Below are 15,646 nucleotides of genomic sequence, written 5' to 3'. Positions count from 1 at the left end.
AGGCGTTCCTTTAGAGGGCAATCTCCCGATTTAACGGGTTTTCCCCCGCGGGAACAAGTCGAATATCGGCAACAAGAAGGGGCCGCGATGGCCCCTTGCTTCACAGCCACTCACGCGGCTTGAGATAGTCGGTGTAGAGCTGCGCCTCCGGGCTGCCAGCCTCCGGTTGCCAGTCATACTCCCAGCGGGCCAGTGGCGGCATCGACATCAGGATCGACTCGGTGCGCCCCCCCGTCTGCAGACCAAACAGGGTACCGCGGTCATATACCAGATTGAACTCCACGTAGCGACCGCGGCGATATAGCTGGAACTCCCGCTCCCGCTCGCCATAGGCATCTCCTTTGCGTCGCTCGACAATCGGCAGATAGGCGGCGAGGTAGCCTTCACCCACCGCTCGCATGAAGGCAAAACTGTCGGCAAACGGCCAGCGATTGAGATCGTCGAAGAAGAGACCGCCGACACCACGGGTCTCGCCTCTATGCTTGAGGAAGAAGTAGCGATCGCACCAGGACTTGAACTCGGGATAGATGTCGTCGCCAAACGGCTGGCAGAGGTCGTGGGAAACCTGATGCCAGTGCCGAACGTCTTCTGCGAACGGATAGAACGGCGTCAGATCGAAGCCCCCTCCGAACCACCAGATGGGCACCTCCCCCTCCTTTTCCGCGATGAAGAAGCGCACATTGGCATGGCTGGTCGGCACGTAGGGGTTGTGTGGATGGATCACCAGCGACACCCCCATGGCCTCGAACCTGCGGCCGGCCAGCTCGGGGCGATGGGCCGTAGCGGAAGCAGGCATGGCATCGCCATAAACATGGGAGAAGTTGACTCCCCCCTGTTCGATCACGGCGCCATGGCGCAGCACCCGGGTACGACCACCGCCGCCCCCCTCACGCTGCCAGGCATCCTCCACAAAGTGCCCGGCACCGTCAGCCTGCTCCAGTCCACGGCAGATGTCGTCCTGCAACTGCAGCAGGAAGGCCTTGACCTGGGCTACATCCGGTTTGCTCATCTTGTCTCCAGTCAGCCAGGATCGTCGCCTGACCCTATTATTGTGATGTCCTCGAACCGGCACTCCGCCCGTCCGCATAGCCACCAGACCTCGTCACCAACGCCGCTCAGGAGGGGCGAATGACGGCACCGGTTCTGGCATCCTTGATCTCGGATGGGTTGGCCTGCCCCCCCACCTCGCCGGGCAGGATATAGGCCAGCTGGCTGGCCAGCAATTCGCCGATGTCGGCCAGCCGGCGGGCAGGCTCCTCGCCAGTCAGATTGGCACTGGTGGAGACCAGCGGCTTGCCAAAGGCACGACACAGCGCCTGTACCTGTGGATGGGCCGTGACGCGCACGGCCAGGGTGTCAAATTGTCCGGTCAGCCAGGCCGGCGTATCGGGACGAGCCGGCATGATCCAGGTAAAGGGACCGGGCCAGCTGGCCTCCACCCTGGCCAGCTGCTCGCTGGTGAGCTGGTCCAAATCGATGTAATCCTGCAGCTGGGCCAGATCGGCGGCAATCAGGATCAACCCTTTCTCTACCGGTCGTTGCTTGATCGCCAGCAGGCGCTGTACCGCCGCTTCGGAATCGGGATCACATCCCAGGCCAAAAACCGCTTCGGTAGCGTAGGCAATCACCCCATCGTGCTGGAGTGCGGCAACAGCAAGTTCAAATTCTTTGGACATAAAAAATGCGACAGCCGGGCTGTCGCCTCATCATCAATTAAGGTTGACCCCGCAGGGTGGCAACCACTGTAGCCCCCTTCATCCCCCTGCCAACAACAGAGCGAAGCTGACCGTGGTTGCCGTCTCGGGGTTTACTTGAGTTGAGCCTGCAGGGCGGCATCCTTGGCCAGCACCTCATCGGCATTCTTCTGGCGCTCGGCCCGAACCTTGGCCGCCAGTTCATCATCGGCCACCGCCAGCATCTGGGCTGCCAGATAGCCGGCATTTTTGGCACCGGCTTTACCGATAGCCACGGTTGCCACCGGCACACCACCCGGCATCTGCACGGTGGAGAGCAGGGCATCCAGCCCCTTGAGCGGGCCACCATCGATGGGCACGCCGATCACGGGACGCGTAGTGATGCCAGCCACGGCACCTGCCAGGTGAGCGGCCAGACCGGCGGCGCAGATAAAGACCTTGCAGCCACGGGCTTCGGCATCGGTTACGTACTGGTGGGTCGCCGCCGGAGTACGGTGTGCGGAAGTCACCTTCACTTCCACCGCGATGTCGAACGACTTGAGAACCTCAAGAGTGGTTTGCATCACGGGAAAATCGGAATCAGAGCCCATCAATACGGCAACGAAAGGTTTAGTCATGGCGGGAATTTCCTTACTCCAAGTAGGGGGTGGAAGGTTGCCGAAAACGTTTCAATTCGCTCAAGGCGGCGTGATTATACCCGCTCGCTCTGGTGGCCGCATTTCTTTTGCGGACAGATCCAGCGCACGCTCCCCCGCACCTTTTTCTCCACCATGATGCCCCAGCCGCACTGCGGACAAGGCATGGCAACCGGCTTGTCATTGACGACGTATTTGCAGTGGGGATAGCCGTCGCAGGAGTAGAACTGCTTGCCATAACGCGAGGTGCGACTGATCAGATGACCCTTGCCGCACTCGGGACAGAGCACCTGGGTATCGTCACTCTCCTGCAGAGATTCGATGTGCTGGCAGGCCGGATATTGGGTACAGCCCACGAACAACCCATAGCGCCCCTTCTTGATCGCCAGCGGCTGGCCACAGTCCGGACAGGCAGAGCCCTCGAGCACTTTCTCGATGTCACGGCCGGAGGGGGTCAGGGAGCGAATGAAGTCGCAGGCAGGGTAGGCGGAACAGCCCAGAAAAGGGCCGTGCTTGCCCTGGCGGATCACCAGCTCGGCACCACACTGCGGGCATGGCTCACGTTCAAGCGCATGCTCGTGGGCAGAAAAGAGGTGGTGATCGATCTTTGACATGGGCCGCGCCTTGAAATCCAGATGATCCGGATTCTACCAGCGCGGCTGCGGGCTGTCAGTGGATGACGCCATCTGACTCGTCAAACACCAGCTCTTCCATCTGCTGGTAGGCGTTTTCACTGCCGGGAACGTTGAAGAGCACCATCATGACCACCCACTTCAGGTCATCCAGCTCGATATCCGGCTTGTCCAGCTCGAGCAGACGCTCGATGCAGATTTCGCGGGTTTCGGCGTTGAGCACCTGGGCCTGCTCCAGAAACAGCAGGAAGCCGCGGCACTCGGTGCTTAGACGGGCCAGTTCTTGCGGGGCATAGATGCGCATCGAGCCTTGCGTGCTGGCGGCCACGTAGACCTCCCGCTCGCTGTCGTGCAGATTGGCCAGTCTTTCCAGCCAGTCGAGTGCCTTTTCGATCTCCTCCTTGTCGAAACCGGCGCGGCTCAGTTCATCGGTGAGTTCGTTCTGTTCGACCGTCACATCTGCATCGCTGTGGATGTAGGTCTCGAAAAGGTACATCAATACATCAAACATGATTCGCCCTCCTCGCTCTGACGTATCCACCGGCTACCGCCATCACTGCTCCGGCCAGCTCCAGCTCAACCAACCTGCCCAATACCACTTCGACAGGAAGCTGGGTCCGCTCGGCAACGGTATCCACGCTCGTGGTCTCGTAATCTACGTTATCCAACAAATCGGCATAAGGCAATTCGCTATTATGCTGCTGCTCAGACATATCCGTCCCTTGATGGCTCAGGGCACAGAATCCCGGCAGCTCTTCCACTATATCGGCCGCGCTCAACACAAGTTTGGCCCCCTGCTGGATTAATTTATTGCAGCCCAGCGCCTGCCCATTCTGCGGTGCCCCCGGCACGGCGAAGACATCCCGTCCCTGTTCGAGCGCGTAACGGGCCGTGATGAGCGAACCGCTCTGCTCGGCAGCCTCCACCACCAGGGTTCCCAGCGACAGGCCGCTGATGATGCGATTGCGCCGTGGAAAGTGTTCCGCCAGCGGCCCCTTGTCGGGCACCAGCTCGGAGATGAGCACACCATCCTGCGCCAGGATCTGCTCTGCCAGCCCCTGGTGACGCTTTGGGTAGAGGCTGTCGAGCCCGGAGCCCAGCACTGCCAGGGTGATCCCCCCGTTTGTCAGCGCCTGTTGATGACAAATCCCGTCGATGCCAAGCGCCAGACCGGAGGTAATGGCCAATCCGCACCCGACCAGCTCGCTGCAGAGGCGGGACGCATTGTCCTTGCCGGCATAGGTCGGGTGGCGCGTGCCGACCATCGCCAACTGGGGAACAGACAGTGCTGCCAGATTGCCGCGGCAGTAGAGCAACAGAGGGGCGGCTGGGATCTCCTTGAGCAGAGGTGGATAGGCGGGATCGTCGGGGCAGAGAAGATGATTGCCGGGCTCGGCTGCCCAGCTCAGCCCCTGTTCGACCACCGGCAGAGGCCATCGCATCTGCCGGATCTGGGCACTTTGCAGACCCAGTTCTCGCAAGGTGCCGTCTTCCGAGTCGAACAGGGCGGCGATGTCGCCGCCGAAATGGGCTAGCAGGCGAGCGGCAGTGACCGGGCCGATACCGGTGACGGCATCCAGTGTCAGCCACAGCGCGAGTCGCCCGGATGGAAGCGTCACGTCAGAAATTGCTGACCTGATAGCCGGTGCCGACCATGTTCTGGCTTTGCAGGATCAGCCCGTAGCTCAACTTGTCATACACCTTGAACAGCATGACCCGCGCCACCGCTTCCGAGGGGAGCGGTGGTTTGCCGGCAGAATAGAAGGCCTTGTCATAGACGGAAGAGTACTCCCGATAGGCGACCTTGCCATTCTTGCTCACCAGCCGGGTCCCGGGTCGCAGGATCTCCAGCACATCGCCGGGTGCCACCTGATCCCGCAGACCCTTGTTGATGAGCACGACATCGAACTTGCCGCCGCCCCGGGCCTTGCTCGGCAGATCGACGATATAGCCGGGCGAGATGACGGGGGCCGCCTTGGGTGTAAACACGGCGGAGAGGCTCTCCTGCGGCGGGAACGGCATCAGCTTGTCTCCCTGATACACTTCCCGCTTGCTGTGGCTGAGGGTGACCCGGGTACGGCCATCCGGCAGCAGGGCCTCCGCCCTGGCCGTACCGACGAAGACCGCCTCCTGCCCAAGTTGCTCGCCGGTTTTCCGATCCTTGTAGATGGCGCCAGGGTGGTAGATGCCGTAATCCTGGCCCGGGATCAGCGAACCCTGCACGTAGAGGGTATCGCCCTCCAGCATGCCGATATGGGCCTCATCATTACCGAGCACGTAGGGCAACTGCTTCGCCTGCTGGCTGTTTGCCAGAATATGGTCGGTCTGCAGGAAGGGGCCGATCTCGCTGAGCGGCAGGGTCGGAATGGGGTTGGCCTTGTTCTCGTAGCGGCTCTTGGGAGAGAGACGGATCACCTGCTTGCCGCCCTGGGTCGCCTTGCCGAGCCGCGGCTCGCCATTGACCCAGCTCAGGTGCAGCACGTCACCCGGGTAGATCCAGTGGGGATTGGCGATCTGCGGGTTGATGTTCCAGAGCCTTGGCCAGAGCCAGGGCTCTGCCAGATACTGGCCGGAAATATCCCAGAGGGTGTCGCCTTTTTGCACCACATAGGTCTCGGGATAGCCTGCCTTCAGTTTGAGCTGGTCGGCCTGAGCTCCCTGGCTCAACGTGGCCAACAGGCAGGCGAGGATGGTTTGCTTCAGATACATAACACTCCCTGTTACTTCTGCGCGCAAAGTGTTGCTGTTTTTTGTCGGCGTAAATGACTAGAATTACGCCAATATTGACTGCATTTATACGAAACTAAAGAAAAAACTATGGCCATTCTAGATGTATTGCGTTTCCCCGATGAGCGTCTGCGTACCGTCGCAGCCCCTGTCGAGACCTTTACACCCGAGTTACAACACATTGTAGATGATATGTTCGAAACCATGTACGCGGAGGAAGGCATCGGCCTCGCCGCCACTCAGGTCGACATTCATCAGCGCATCATAGTGATCGATGTCTCTGAAAACCGTGAAGATCCTCTGGTATTGATCAACCCCGAGATCATCGAGCAGGCCGGCAGCACCGGTATCGAGGAAGGGTGTCTCTCCGTACCCGGCAGCCGTGCCCTGGTGCCCCGCGCCGAGTGGGTCAAGGTGCGCGCCCTGGATCGCCACGGCAAGGCATTCGAGCTGGAAGCAGACGATCTGCTCGCCATCTGCATCCAGCATGAGATGGACCATCTGGTCGGCAAGCTGTTTGTTGATTACCTCTCCCCGCTCAAGCGCCAGCGCATTCGCCAGAAGCTGGAAAAGATGGCCCGTGAAGATCGCAAAGTCCTCTGAGGATCTGCCCCATTGAATAAGCTGAAACTGATTTTTGCCGGTACTCCCGACTTCGCCGCCCGTCACCTGGCGGCGTTGTTGTCTTCCGACCACGAGGTCGTCGCCGTTTATACCCAGCCGGACAAGCCCGCCGGCCGCGGCCAGAAGCTCACCGCCAGCCCGGTCAAGGAGCTGGCGCTGGCCCACGATCTGCCGGTTTATCAACCGGCTAGCCTGCGCAAGGAAGAGGCCCAGACCGAACTGGCTGCCCTTGGCGCCGACCTGATGGTGGTGGTGGCCTACGGCCTGATCCTGCCCAAGGTGGTGCTCGATACCCCACGTCTGGGCTGCATCAACGTGCACGGCTCCCTGCTGCCGCGCTGGCGCGGCGCCGCCCCAATCCAGCGTTCCATCTGGGCGGGCGATGCCGAAACCGGCGTCACCATCATGCAGATGGATGTGGGGCTGGATACCGGCGCCATGATCCGCAAGATGAGCTGCCCCATCGCCGCCGACGAGACCTCCGCCAGCCTCTATGACAAGCTGGCCGAGCTGGGCCCGCAGGCGCTGGTCGACACCATCGATGCCATGGCCGCCGGCGACACCGCCGCCGAGGCGCAGGACGATGCGCTGGCCAACTACGCCGAGAAGCTATCCAAGGAAGAGGCCCGCATCGACTGGTCGATGGACGCAGCCGCTATCGAGCGCTGCATCCGCGCCTTCAATCCCTGGCCCATCAGCTGGTTCGAGGTGGCTGACCAGACCGTCAAGGTATGGCAGGCCGAGGTCATCACACAGGATCACGGCCAGCGCGCCGGCACCCTGCTCAAGGCCGACAAGCAGGGGATCGATGTCGCCACCGGCAAGGGGGTACTGCGCCTGCTGACCCTGCAGCCGCCCGGCAAGAAGGCGATGTCCGTGACGGATCTGCTCAACTCTCGCCGCGACTGGTTTGAACCCGGCACGCAATTGAATTGAACTGAATTGACACAAGGCGGGGCCCAGGCCCCGACTTGCGCATCTAAGGTAACACTATGAAAACACGCGCACAGGCTGCTCTCGTCATTCAACAGGTGCTGGATCAGGGCCAGTCCCTCTCAGCCGTTCTGCCTGCTGCCCAGGAGAAGGTTGCGCCCCGCGATCGCGCCCTCCTGCAAGAACTCTGCTACGGTACCCTGCGCTGGCTGCCCCGCCTCGATGCGGCGGTCGGCGAGATGATGGACAAGCCGCTCAAGAACAAGAGCCGCATCTTCCACTACCTCATCCTGGTCGGTCTCTATCAGCTCATCTACACCCGCATTCCGGCTCACGCCGCGGTGGCCGAGACCGTCAACGCCGTCAAGCTGCTCAAGGGTACCTCTCTGCGCGGCCTCATCAACGGCGTGCTGCGCAACTTCCAGCGCAGCGCCGAAGTCATTCTGCTGCGTATCGACCGCGTGCCGAGCGTGCGCCTCGGCCACCCCGAGTGGCTCACCAAGCGTCTGCGTCAGGCCTATCCGGATGAGTGGGAGTTCATCATGGAGGCCAACAACCAGCGCCCGCCCATGTGGATCCGCAACAACAGCCAGCGCCAGAGCCGCGAGCAGATGCTGGCCCGCATGGCCGACGCCGGCATCAACGCGGTGGCCGGTGAAGAGGGCGAGGATTGCATCCTGCTGGAGCGTCCCTGCGACGTGACCAAGCTGCCCGGCTTCGAGGTCGGCGACTGCTCGGTACAGGATGGTGCCGCCCAGCAGGCGGCCGCCCTGCTCGACCCGCAGCCGGGCGAGTGGGTACTGGATGCCTGCGCCGCCCCCGGTGGCAAGACAGCTCACCTGCTGGAGCGCCAGCCCGCGCTGGCCGGCGTGGTCGCCGTCGATGCCGACGAGAACCGCCTCAAGCGGGTGCAGGAGAACCTGGATCGCATCGGCCTCAGCGCCAAGGTGATCCACGGCGATGCCAGCACGCCGGATCAGTGGTGGCCAGAGGGGCAGTTCGACCGCATCCTGCTGGATGCCCCCTGCTCCGCCACCGGCGTCATCCGCCGCCACCCCGACATCAAGTGGCTGCGCCGGGATCAGGACATTCGCGAGCTGGCAGAACTGCAGCGCCGCATCCTCGGTGCCCTCTGGTCGAAACTGAAAAGCGGCGGTACTCTGCTCTACGCCACCTGTTCCGTGCTGCCGGAAGAGAACCGCGATCAGATCCGCGCCTTCCTCGCGGCCACGCCGGATGCCACCCTGGTGCCCCTGCACGCAGAGGACACACCGGAGTGCCCGGGGCGCCAGTTCCTGCCGGGCGAGGCCGAGATGGACGGCTTCTACTACGCCAGGCTGAGCAAGCGCTAAGCAGGGCCGCAAGTACGGGGGTGCCGCCGGTCGGCACCCGTTACTGCCCAATATCGAGCACGTTTTCCCTATGAGATTCATGATGTTGATGACTGTCCCCGCGCACACAGGCAGAGCTGGCAAGGGTGACGTCCATGAGGCTGTTCTATGAAGATCATCATTCTGGGCGCCGGTCAGGTCGGCGGCACCCTGGCCGAGAACCTGGCCGGCGAGAACAACGACATCACCATAGTCGACACCGACAGCGATCGGCTGCGCGAGCTGCAGGACAAGTTTGACCTGCGGGTTGTGAACGGCCACGGCGCCCATCCCAAGGTGCTGCGCGAAGCCGGCGCCCAGGATGCCGACATGCTGGTCGCGGTCACCAACAGCGACGAGACCAACATGATCGCCTGCCAGGTGGCCTACTCCCTGTTCAACACCCCGAACAAGGTGGCGCGCATTCGCTCCCCGGCCTATCTGGTGGAGCGGGATCGGCTGTTCCTGCCCGAATCCGTGCCGGTGGATCACCTGATCGCCCCCGAGCAGCTGGTGACCGACTACGTGCGCCGCCTGATCGAATACCCGGGCGCCTTGCAGGTGGTGGACTTCGCCGGCGGCAAGGTGGGACTGGTGGCGGTCAAGGCCTACTACGGCGGCCCGCTGGTGGGCAATGCCCTCTCCACCCTGCGCGATCACATGCCCAACATCGAGACCCGGGTGGCGGCCATCTTCCGTCAGGGCCGCTCCATCCGTCCGCAGGGGACCACCATCATAGAAGCGGATGACGAGGTGTTCTTCGTGGCGGCGGCGGGCCATATCCGCGCCGTGATGTCGGAGCTGCAGCGCCTCGAGAGCCCCTACCGGCGCATCATGATCGTCGGCGGCGGCAACATAGGCGCCGGCCTCGCCCGCCAGCTGGAGAAGCGCTACAGCGTGAAGCTCATCGAGCGCAGCCAGAAGCGGGCGGAGCAGCTCTCCGAGGTGCTGGAGCACACCATCGTCTTCTGTGGCGATGCGGCTGATCAGGAGCTGCTGGCGGAGGAGCACATCGACCAGATCGACGTCTTCATCGCGGTGACCAACGAGGACGAGGCCAACATCATGTCGGCCCTGCTCGCCAAGAAGATGGGCGCCAAGAAGACCATGGTGCTGATCCAGCGCAGCGCCTACGTGGATCTGGTGCAGGGCGGCTCCATCGACATCGCCATCTCGCCCCAGCAGGCCACCATCTCGGCCCTGCTGACCCATGTGCGCCGGGCCGACATCGCCAACGTCTACAGCCTGCGCCGCGGGGCCGCCGAGGCCATCGAGGCCATCGCCCACGGTGACGAGAACACCTCCAAGGTGGTCGGCAAGACGGTGGGCGAGCTCAAGCTGCCGCCCGGCACCACCATAGGTGCCGTGGTTCGGGGGGATGAAGTACTGATCGCCCACGATCGCACCCAGATCCAGCAGGACGACCATGTGGTGATGTTCCTGGTGGACAAGAAGTACATTCCGGAAGTGGAGCGCTTGTTCCAGCCAAGTCCCTTCTTCCTGTAACCTGCCCATGTACCCAGGCAGCGCAAAGCAGACCCGGCACCGCCTCTCCAGGGGGTTGTCCGGGTCTTTTGTCAATCAACGACCAGGTTATCTTGCATGATCAAGCTGCGTCCCATCATCTTCACCCTCGGGCTGGTGCTCTCCAAACTGGCCCTGTTCATGTGGCTGCCCACCCTGCTGGCCCTGCTGACCGGCTCAGAGGGGTTCGTCGAGTTTCTCAAGTCGGTGCTGATCACCCATGGCGCAGCCCTGCTCTGCCTTCATTACGGCCGCAAGGCGGAGTTTCACCTCGGCGTGCGGGAGATGTTCCTGCTCACCACCTCGGTCTGGGTGGTGGCCTGCATCTTTGGCGCCCTGCCCTTCTTCTTCATCACCCACATCAACTTCACCGACGCCTACTTCGAAACCATGTCGGGGGTGACCACCACAGGCTCCACCGTGCTGTCCGGGCTCGACAACATGGCCCACAGCATCCTGTTGTGGCGCTCCATCCTGCAGTGGCTGGGCGGGGTGGGTTTCATCGTGATGGCGGTAGCGGTACTGCCCTACCTCAACGTAGGGGGCATGAAGCTGTTCCAGACCGAGAGCTCGGACTGGTCGGATAAAAGTGCCCCGCGCGCCAAGACGGTGGCCAACAACATAGTGCTGGTCTATCTGGTGCTCTCCATGCTCTGCTTCCTGGCCTACTGGGTGAGCGGCATGACCCTGTTCGAGGCGGTCAATCACGCCATGACCACCCTGAGTACCGGCGGCTACTCCACTTCCGATCAATCCATGTCCCACTTCTCCAACTCGGCGCACTGGATCGGTACCCTCTTCATGTTTCTCGGCGGCCTGCCCTTCCTGCTCTACGTGCAGAGCCTGAGCCGGCGCGATCACAGCCTGCTCAAGGATGCCCAGGTGCGGGGCTTCTTCTGGCTGGTGGTCTGGGTCACCCTGGTGGTCACCGTCTATCTCTGGTTGCGGGGCACCTACGACTTCACGGATGCCCTGCGCATCAGCAGCTTCAACATCGTCTCCGTGCTCACCACCACTGGCTATGGCCTCGGCGACTATGGCACCTGGGGCCCGCTCACCAGCATCATCTTCATCGTGCTGCTGGCGCTCGGCGCCTGCTCCGGCTCCACCGCCGGCGGCCTCAAGATCTTCCGGGTGCAGGTGGCCTTCGCCCTGTTCAAGAAACAGATGCGCCAGCTGATGCACCCCTCCGGGGTCTTCCCGCAGAAGTACAACGGCCGGCCGGTCAACGACGCCATCATCCGCTCGATGATCTCGTTCGTGCTGGCCTACTTCGCCATCATCTTGCTGATCGCCGCCCTGCTCGGCGCCATCGGGCTGGATCCCCTGACCGCCATCTCGGGCTCCATCACCGCCGTAGCCAACGTGGGCCCGGGCATGGGCCCGGTCATCGGCCCCAGCGCCAACTTCGCCTCCCTGCCGGACTCGGCCAAGTGGATCCTGTCGTTCGGCATGCTGCTGGGGCGCCTCGAGATCCTGACCGTGGCGGTGATCTTCTTCCCCTCCTTCTGGAGGCAATAACCGACCAGGGCGGCAACCCGCATGCCGGTAAGTTCACACGTTCGAAGAGCAAAGCCTGTGCGGACGCAGCAATACAGAAGGGCAGCCACTGGCTGCCCTTCTTGTTGCATGAAGCATGAGGCCCCACCTCACTCGGCCGGGTCTTCCCGCTCCAGCGCCCGGTTGACCAGCGGCTCGGGCAGGGTCTTGGTCACCTCCACCCCCAGCTCGCGAAAGCGCTCCACCTGGGCGATCAGGTTGCCGCGCCCGTTCACCAGCCGCCCCATCGCCTTGTCGTAGCTCTCCTGCGCCTTGTGCAGGCTGCCCCCCAGCTGCTGCATCTCCTCCACGAACAGGCGCAGCTTCTCATAGAGGCGGCCGGCCCGCTCGGCGATCTGGCGGGCATTCTGGTTCTGCCGCTCGTAGCGCCACAGATTCTCTATGGTGCGTAGCGCCACCATCAGGTTGGTGGGGCTCACCAGCAGTATGTTGTTGTCGAGACCGTAGCGCACCAGCGAGGGGTCGGCCTCCACCGCGGTGAGGAAGGCGGGCTCCACCGCCACGAACATCAGCACGTAGTCGAGGGTGCGTACCCCGGGCAGCTGCTGGTAATCCTTGCGGCCCAGCTCGCGAATGTGGTTGCGCACCGAGGCGACGTGCTCTTTCAGCGCGACCGCCTTCTCCAGCTCGTCAGCGGCATTGTACCAGCGCTCGTAGGCGGTCAGCGACACCTTGGCATCGATGATGATGTCTTTGTCCTGCGGCAGGTGGACGATGACGTCGGGCTGATAGCGCTTGCCCTTGTCCACCTCGATGTTGACCTGGGTGTGGTATTCGTGACCCTCACGCAAGCCGCATTCGCTCAGGATGCGCGCCAGCACTACCTCGCCCCAGTTGCCCTGCTGCTTGCTGTCGCCCTTGAGGGCGCGAGTCAGCGCCGCCGCCTCCTCGGTCATGCGGGCGTTGAGCTCGGCCAGGCGCTCCAATTCGAACTTGAGGCTGTGACGCTGGGCCGTCTCCTGGGCGTGGGTCTCCCCCACCTGACGGCGAAAGCCTTCCAGCTGCTCTTTCAGCGGAGTGAGCAGCAGATCCAGGCTGTTCTGATTCAGTTCGCGGAAGTTGCCGGAGTTCTGCTCGAAGATGCGGTTGGCGAGGTTCTCGAACTGCTGGCTGAGGCGCTGTTCAGCCTCATGTTGCAACTGCAGCTTCTCGGCGGCGGCCAGCCGCTCGCTACGCAGGGTGGCCTCGGCATCCTTGAGACGGGCGGTGAGCTTGATCAGCAGGGTCTGCTGCTGATCCAGCTTCTGCTGGCCCAGCAGCCGCTCATCCTGCAGCTCGTCATAACGCTCCTGCAGCATCTGCAGGCGCTCCTGGCTCAGCAGCAATTCCCGGGCTTGCGCCGTGCCGCTGCGCCGCCCGATCCCCCAGCCAATGCCGATGGCCAGCAGCGCCCCCGGCAGCAGCAGGGCCCAGAGCCCGGGCTCGATCATTTGCGACCCCGTTGGCGCAGGAACAGCTCGAGATAGCGGTTGAGCAGCAGCCAGATCAGCACGTAGAGCAGATAGGCGGCCAGCACCACCCATTTGTGGCTGTTAACCCCGGTGTCGAGCTCGACGAATTCGATCCCCTTGATGCGGCAGTAGCCCCACATCAGCAAGGGGAAGACATAGAGCAGAGAAGCACGCCACAGAAATAACCACATGAGTTCATTCAATCCTGCAAAAAGACCCGCCTAGCTTACACAAGGGCAACCCGGCTTGCGATCCTGGCCGGCGCTATTCTCTGGCTTGCGAAGGGAAACTTGGATAAAATTAACCCCTAATAGGTATCAGGGGTGGGCATGACGCATTTTTTCTGTCGCTGGCTGACGCAGGCATTGGGAGGCTCCCGCAAACCCGAGGTGGTTTGCCATGAAGCCCGTCCCCCCTGGGCCATCGAAGAGTCCCAGTTCCTCTCCCTCTGCTCCCGCTGCGGCGAATGCTTCAAGGCCTGTCCCAACGGCCTGCTCAAGCCGGCCACCCAGCCCGAATACGACGGCACCCCCATCGCCGGCACGCCGCTGCTCGATCTCGCCTGCGGCCAGTGCAGCTACTGCGGCAGCTGCGCCAGAGCCTGTCCGACCGGCGCCCTGGACCTGCAACTTGGCCGTCAGGTGCAGACCCGGGTGCGGATCGAGGCAAGCTGTCAGGCCCGCCAGGGCTTCTACTGTCTGCTCTGTGAAGATGCCTGCCCCCAGCAGGCGATCAAGGCCTGCGCCGACGGCGTCAGCATCAACATGGCGGCCTGCGACGGTTGCGGCGCCTGCGGCCTCGCCTGCCTGCACGGCGCCATCACTCTGATCCCCCAACCCTGATCCCGCGTCCGGCGCAAACGACAAAGGGGCCCGCGGGCCCCTTTGTCGTGCTTGCCTAGCTTATGCCATGGCCAGAATGGAATCCTGTTCGATGCCGAGCAGGTGGCAGAGCCGGGTCGGGTCGCGCACCGCATCGGCCAGGGTGTATTCGCCCAGCACCTCGAGGAAGGCGTTCATGGCGCGACGCAAAATGCCCTGGATGCGGCAGCCACCGGAGAGGCGGCAGTTTTCGCGCTTGCAGTCCACCGGGCAGAGCACGTGCTCCATGTCCATCACCACGTCGCGCAGGTTGATGGAGACGGCGGAGCGACCGAGCCGGATGCCACCATGCTTGCCACGCACCGTCTCTATGTACCCCTTGATGCCGAGCTGGTGGACAATCTTGACCACGTGGTTGCGGGAGATGCCAAAGGTATCGGCCACCTCTGTGATGGTCGACAGGCGATCTCCCGGCTGGACGGCCAGAAAGGTGAGGGTACGCAGGGCATAGTCGGTAAATCGTGTCAGTTGCATGGTCGCACTTGCCTCTTACTACAAGCCAGAAATCAGGACGACGACCTAAAGCTAAGAGGTAGGGGAACCCCTGCGCCCGCGCAGCGTCCGCCTCTTAATCTGAGTCGTGGAGGTCAAGGTTAAGAGCAGCTCAGGCGGGTGTCGATGAAGATGCACATAAATCGACACTTTCTTTGATTGATCGCAAACTTGCAGGGTTAGCCCAAGGTTTTGGCGGGTTTTGACGGTGAAATTCGCCGGTTTCCTCCCTCGCCCCCGCCGATGCTGCCATGTGTCATTCGCAACCGTTTTGCCGATTCAATGGGGCTGCTTGAGCCAGTTTTTGAGAGCGCTGGAGGGGATGGAACTCTCGGAGGCGACCGCAAAGGCGCCCCAGTCCACCGCGCACTGCAGCGCCTCCCGGATCGCCATGCCCCGCGCCAGCCCGTGGATCAAACCGCCGGCGAAGGCATCCCCCGCCCCCGTGGTGTCCACCACCGATACCGGCCGCGCCGCCACCCGGATCTGCTCCTCGCCGTGAATGGCCACCGCCCCCGCCTTGCCTTCGGTCAGTACCAGCCAGGCCAGCTGCTCGCCGGCGATCTGGCGGGCATGCTGCCAGAGGTCGTCCACCTCGCCGAGATCGGAACGGGAGGCCACCAGCACGTGGCAGGGGCGACGCGCCTGGCCGCCCTTGGGGTACTGGGCCACCACGAAGCTCTTGCCGAGCATCTGGCGCATGTAGCCGATGATGGCGGTGCCGGGATAGTTCACGTAGAGGCAGTCCACCCCCTCGCTCGGCAGATCCCCCGGCAGATCCGGACGCCGTGGCCGCCGGAGGATGGTACGCTCGCCGGTGGAGTCCACCAGGATCAGCAGCTCGCCGGTCTCGCCGCCGAAGCGCTCCACATGGCTGCAGTCCAGGCCGTAGCCCGCCGCCTGCTCCAGCAGCCAGTCGCCGGTTTCGTCCAGCCCGATGCGCGACGCTATGGTCACCTCGTGGCCGGCCCACACCAGCCCTATGCCGGTGTTGGCGGCGCCACCGCCGAGCCGACGGCCCTGATCCAGGTATTGCAGGCGGGCACCGGCCACCAGGGGTTCGGAGAGGGAGAGCACGTGATCACAGTTGAGATTGGCGAGCAGCAGAATGCGGGACATGAAG

General features: G+C 63.0%; 17 protein-coding genes. 6 read left to right on the top strand and 11 right to left on the bottom strand.

Annotation, left to right across the window (positions count from 1 at the left end; all coding sequences use genetic code 11):
- Positions 1–100: 100 nt before the first annotated feature.
- From hemF to CK627_RS05075, 7 genes are all read right to left on the bottom strand, one after another.
- Entirely contained in the window at positions 101–1,009 is a 909-nt protein-coding gene (gene hemF / locus CK627_RS05105; RefSeq protein ID WP_095591819.1) for an oxygen-dependent coproporphyrinogen oxidase, read from the bottom strand.
- A gap of 106 nt (positions 1,010–1,115) precedes the next feature.
- On the bottom strand, positions 1,116–1,676 hold the full coding sequence (gene tsaC, locus CK627_RS05100) for an L-threonylcarbamoyladenylate synthase type 1 TsaC (protein ID WP_005307782.1): 561 nt from the start codon (positions 1,674–1,676) through the stop codon (positions 1,116–1,118).
- A 131-nt stretch (positions 1,677–1,807) separates the two neighbouring features.
- Entirely contained in the window at positions 1,808–2,311 is a 504-nt protein-coding gene (gene purE, locus CK627_RS05095; RefSeq protein WP_005307779.1) for a 5-(carboxyamino)imidazole ribonucleotide mutase, read from the bottom strand.
- Positions 2,312–2,385: 74 nt separating this feature from the next.
- Positions 2,386–2,943, bottom strand: coding sequence for a DNA topoisomerase family protein (locus CK627_RS05090; protein ID WP_005307777.1), 558 nt, complete (start codon positions 2,941–2,943; stop codon positions 2,386–2,388).
- Between the two features lie 55 nt (positions 2,944–2,998).
- Positions 2,999–3,472, bottom strand: a complete 474-nt coding sequence (locus tag CK627_RS05085; RefSeq protein WP_005307774.1) for a DUF494 family protein — start codon at positions 3,470–3,472, stop codon at positions 2,999–3,001.
- A complete protein-coding gene (gene dprA, locus CK627_RS05080) occupies positions 3,465–4,580 on the bottom strand; it encodes a DNA-processing protein DprA (protein ID WP_095591818.1) in 1,116 nt (371 codons plus the stop codon). Before dprA ends, CK627_RS05085 begins: the two co-directional genes overlap by 8 nt.
- A 1-nt stretch (position 4,581) precedes the next feature.
- Complete coding sequence (locus tag CK627_RS05075; RefSeq protein WP_017778614.1) at positions 4,582–5,670, bottom strand: LysM peptidoglycan-binding domain-containing protein; 1,089 nt, start codon at positions 5,668–5,670, stop codon at positions 4,582–4,584.
- Positions 5,671–5,778: 108 nt separating this feature from the next.
- Between CK627_RS05075 and def the strand changes: the two genes are divergently transcribed.
- The 5 genes from def to CK627_RS05050 all read left to right on the top strand — a co-directional run bounded on the left by def (position 5,779) and on the right by CK627_RS05050 (position 11,660).
- On the top strand, positions 5,779–6,291 hold the full coding sequence (gene def / locus CK627_RS05070; RefSeq protein WP_011704266.1) for a peptide deformylase: 513 nt from the start codon (positions 5,779–5,781) through the stop codon (positions 6,289–6,291).
- Between the two features lie 12 nt (positions 6,292–6,303).
- Positions 6,304–7,248 carry a methionyl-tRNA formyltransferase gene (fmt, locus tag CK627_RS05065; RefSeq protein WP_017766225.1) on the top strand — a complete coding sequence of 315 codons (945 nt, stop codon included), beginning with the start codon at positions 6,304–6,306 and terminating at the stop codon, positions 7,246–7,248.
- Between the two features lie 56 nt (positions 7,249–7,304).
- Positions 7,305–8,597 carry a 16S rRNA (cytosine(967)-C(5))-methyltransferase RsmB gene (rsmB, locus tag CK627_RS05060; RefSeq protein ID WP_017785240.1) on the top strand — a complete coding sequence of 431 codons (1,293 nt, stop codon included), beginning with the start codon at positions 7,305–7,307 and terminating at the stop codon, positions 8,595–8,597.
- Between the two features lie 147 nt (positions 8,598–8,744).
- Positions 8,745–10,121 (top strand): Trk system potassium transporter TrkA, encoded by a 1,377-nt coding sequence (trkA, locus tag CK627_RS05055; protein WP_005307752.1) that lies wholly within the window; start codon positions 8,745–8,747, stop codon positions 10,119–10,121.
- Between the two features lie 96 nt (positions 10,122–10,217).
- A complete protein-coding gene (locus CK627_RS05050) occupies positions 10,218–11,660 on the top strand; it encodes a TrkH family potassium uptake protein (protein ID WP_005307750.1) in 1,443 nt (480 codons plus the stop codon).
- A 128-nt stretch (positions 11,661–11,788) separates the two neighbouring features.
- On the opposite strand, the gene rmuC is transcribed toward CK627_RS05050, so the two are convergent.
- Positions 11,789–13,129, bottom strand: a complete 1,341-nt coding sequence (gene rmuC / locus CK627_RS05045; RefSeq protein ID WP_095591817.1) for a DNA recombination protein RmuC — start codon at positions 13,127–13,129, stop codon at positions 11,789–11,791.
- Positions 13,126–13,341, bottom strand: coding sequence for a hypothetical protein (locus CK627_RS05040; RefSeq protein WP_005307744.1), 216 nt, complete (start codon positions 13,339–13,341; stop codon positions 13,126–13,128). Before CK627_RS05040 ends, rmuC begins: the two co-directional genes overlap by 4 nt.
- A gap of 138 nt (positions 13,342–13,479) precedes the next feature.
- On the opposite strand from CK627_RS05040, the gene CK627_RS05035 reads away from it, so the two are divergent.
- Positions 13,480–13,992: a ferredoxin-type protein NapF gene (locus CK627_RS05035; protein ID WP_005307741.1), complete on the top strand. Its 513-nt coding sequence runs from the start codon at positions 13,480–13,482 to the stop codon at positions 13,990–13,992.
- 60 nt (positions 13,993–14,052) lie between these two features.
- Here CK627_RS05035 and CK627_RS05030 read toward each other — a convergent pair whose 3' ends face one another.
- Entirely contained in the window at positions 14,053–14,505 is a 453-nt protein-coding gene (locus CK627_RS05030) for an Rrf2 family transcriptional regulator (RefSeq protein ID WP_005307739.1), read from the bottom strand.
- 297 nt (positions 14,506–14,802) lie between these two features.
- On the bottom strand, positions 14,803–15,642 hold the full coding sequence (locus CK627_RS05025) for a PfkB family carbohydrate kinase (protein ID WP_095591816.1): 840 nt from the start codon (positions 15,640–15,642) through the stop codon (positions 14,803–14,805).
- Between the last annotated feature and the right edge of the window lie 4 nt (positions 15,643–15,646).

The organism is Aeromonas dhakensis, from assembly GCF_002285935.1.
GTDB lineage: Bacteria > Pseudomonadota > Gammaproteobacteria > Enterobacterales > Aeromonadaceae > Aeromonas > Aeromonas dhakensis.
Note: the sequence above shows the minus strand (reverse complement) of the source record. Positions and strands in the feature narration are given on the sequence as shown.

What these genes read in the sequence shown, in the direction of transcription:
- rsmB (WP_017785240.1), top strand. Translation starts at nt 7,305, where the DNA reads ATGAAAACACGCGCACAGGCTGCTCTCGTCATTCAACAGGTGCTGGAT.
- CK627_RS05075 (WP_017778614.1), bottom strand. Translation starts at nt 5,670, where the DNA reads ATGTATCTGAAGCAAACCATCCTCGCCTGCCTGTTGGCCACGTTGAGC.
- tsaC (WP_005307782.1), bottom strand. Translation starts at nt 1,676, where the DNA reads ATGTCCAAAGAATTTGAACTTGCTGTTGCCGCACTCCAGCACGATGGG.
- def (WP_011704266.1), top strand. Translation starts at nt 5,779, where the DNA reads ATGGCCATTCTAGATGTATTGCGTTTCCCCGATGAGCGTCTGCGTACC.
- hemF (WP_095591819.1), bottom strand. Translation starts at nt 1,009, where the DNA reads ATGAGCAAACCGGATGTAGCCCAGGTCAAGGCCTTCCTGCTGCAGTTG.
- CK627_RS05090 (WP_005307777.1), bottom strand. Translation starts at nt 2,943, where the DNA reads ATGTCAAAGATCGATCACCACCTCTTTTCTGCCCACGAGCATGCGCTT.
- CK627_RS05030 (WP_005307739.1), bottom strand. Translation starts at nt 14,505, where the DNA reads ATGCAACTGACACGATTTACCGACTATGCCCTGCGTACCCTCACCTTT.
- trkA (WP_005307752.1), top strand. Translation starts at nt 8,745, where the DNA reads ATGAAGATCATCATTCTGGGCGCCGGTCAGGTCGGCGGCACCCTGGCC.
- rmuC (WP_095591817.1), bottom strand. Translation starts at nt 13,129, where the DNA reads ATGATCGAGCCCGGGCTCTGGGCCCTGCTGCTGCCGGGGGCGCTGCTG.
- CK627_RS05025 (WP_095591816.1), bottom strand. Translation starts at nt 15,642, where the DNA reads ATGTCCCGCATTCTGCTGCTCGCCAATCTCAACTGTGATCACGTGCTC.
- CK627_RS05035 (WP_005307741.1), top strand. Translation starts at nt 13,480, where the DNA reads ATGACGCATTTTTTCTGTCGCTGGCTGACGCAGGCATTGGGAGGCTCC.
- CK627_RS05085 (WP_005307774.1), bottom strand. Translation starts at nt 3,472, where the DNA reads ATGTTTGATGTATTGATGTACCTTTTCGAGACCTACATCCACAGCGAT.
- CK627_RS05040 (WP_005307744.1), bottom strand. Translation starts at nt 13,341, where the DNA reads ATGTGGTTATTTCTGTGGCGTGCTTCTCTGCTCTATGTCTTCCCCTTG.
- purE (WP_005307779.1), bottom strand. Translation starts at nt 2,311, where the DNA reads ATGACTAAACCTTTCGTTGCCGTATTGATGGGCTCTGATTCCGATTTT.
- CK627_RS05050 (WP_005307750.1), top strand. Translation starts at nt 10,218, where the DNA reads ATGATCAAGCTGCGTCCCATCATCTTCACCCTCGGGCTGGTGCTCTCC.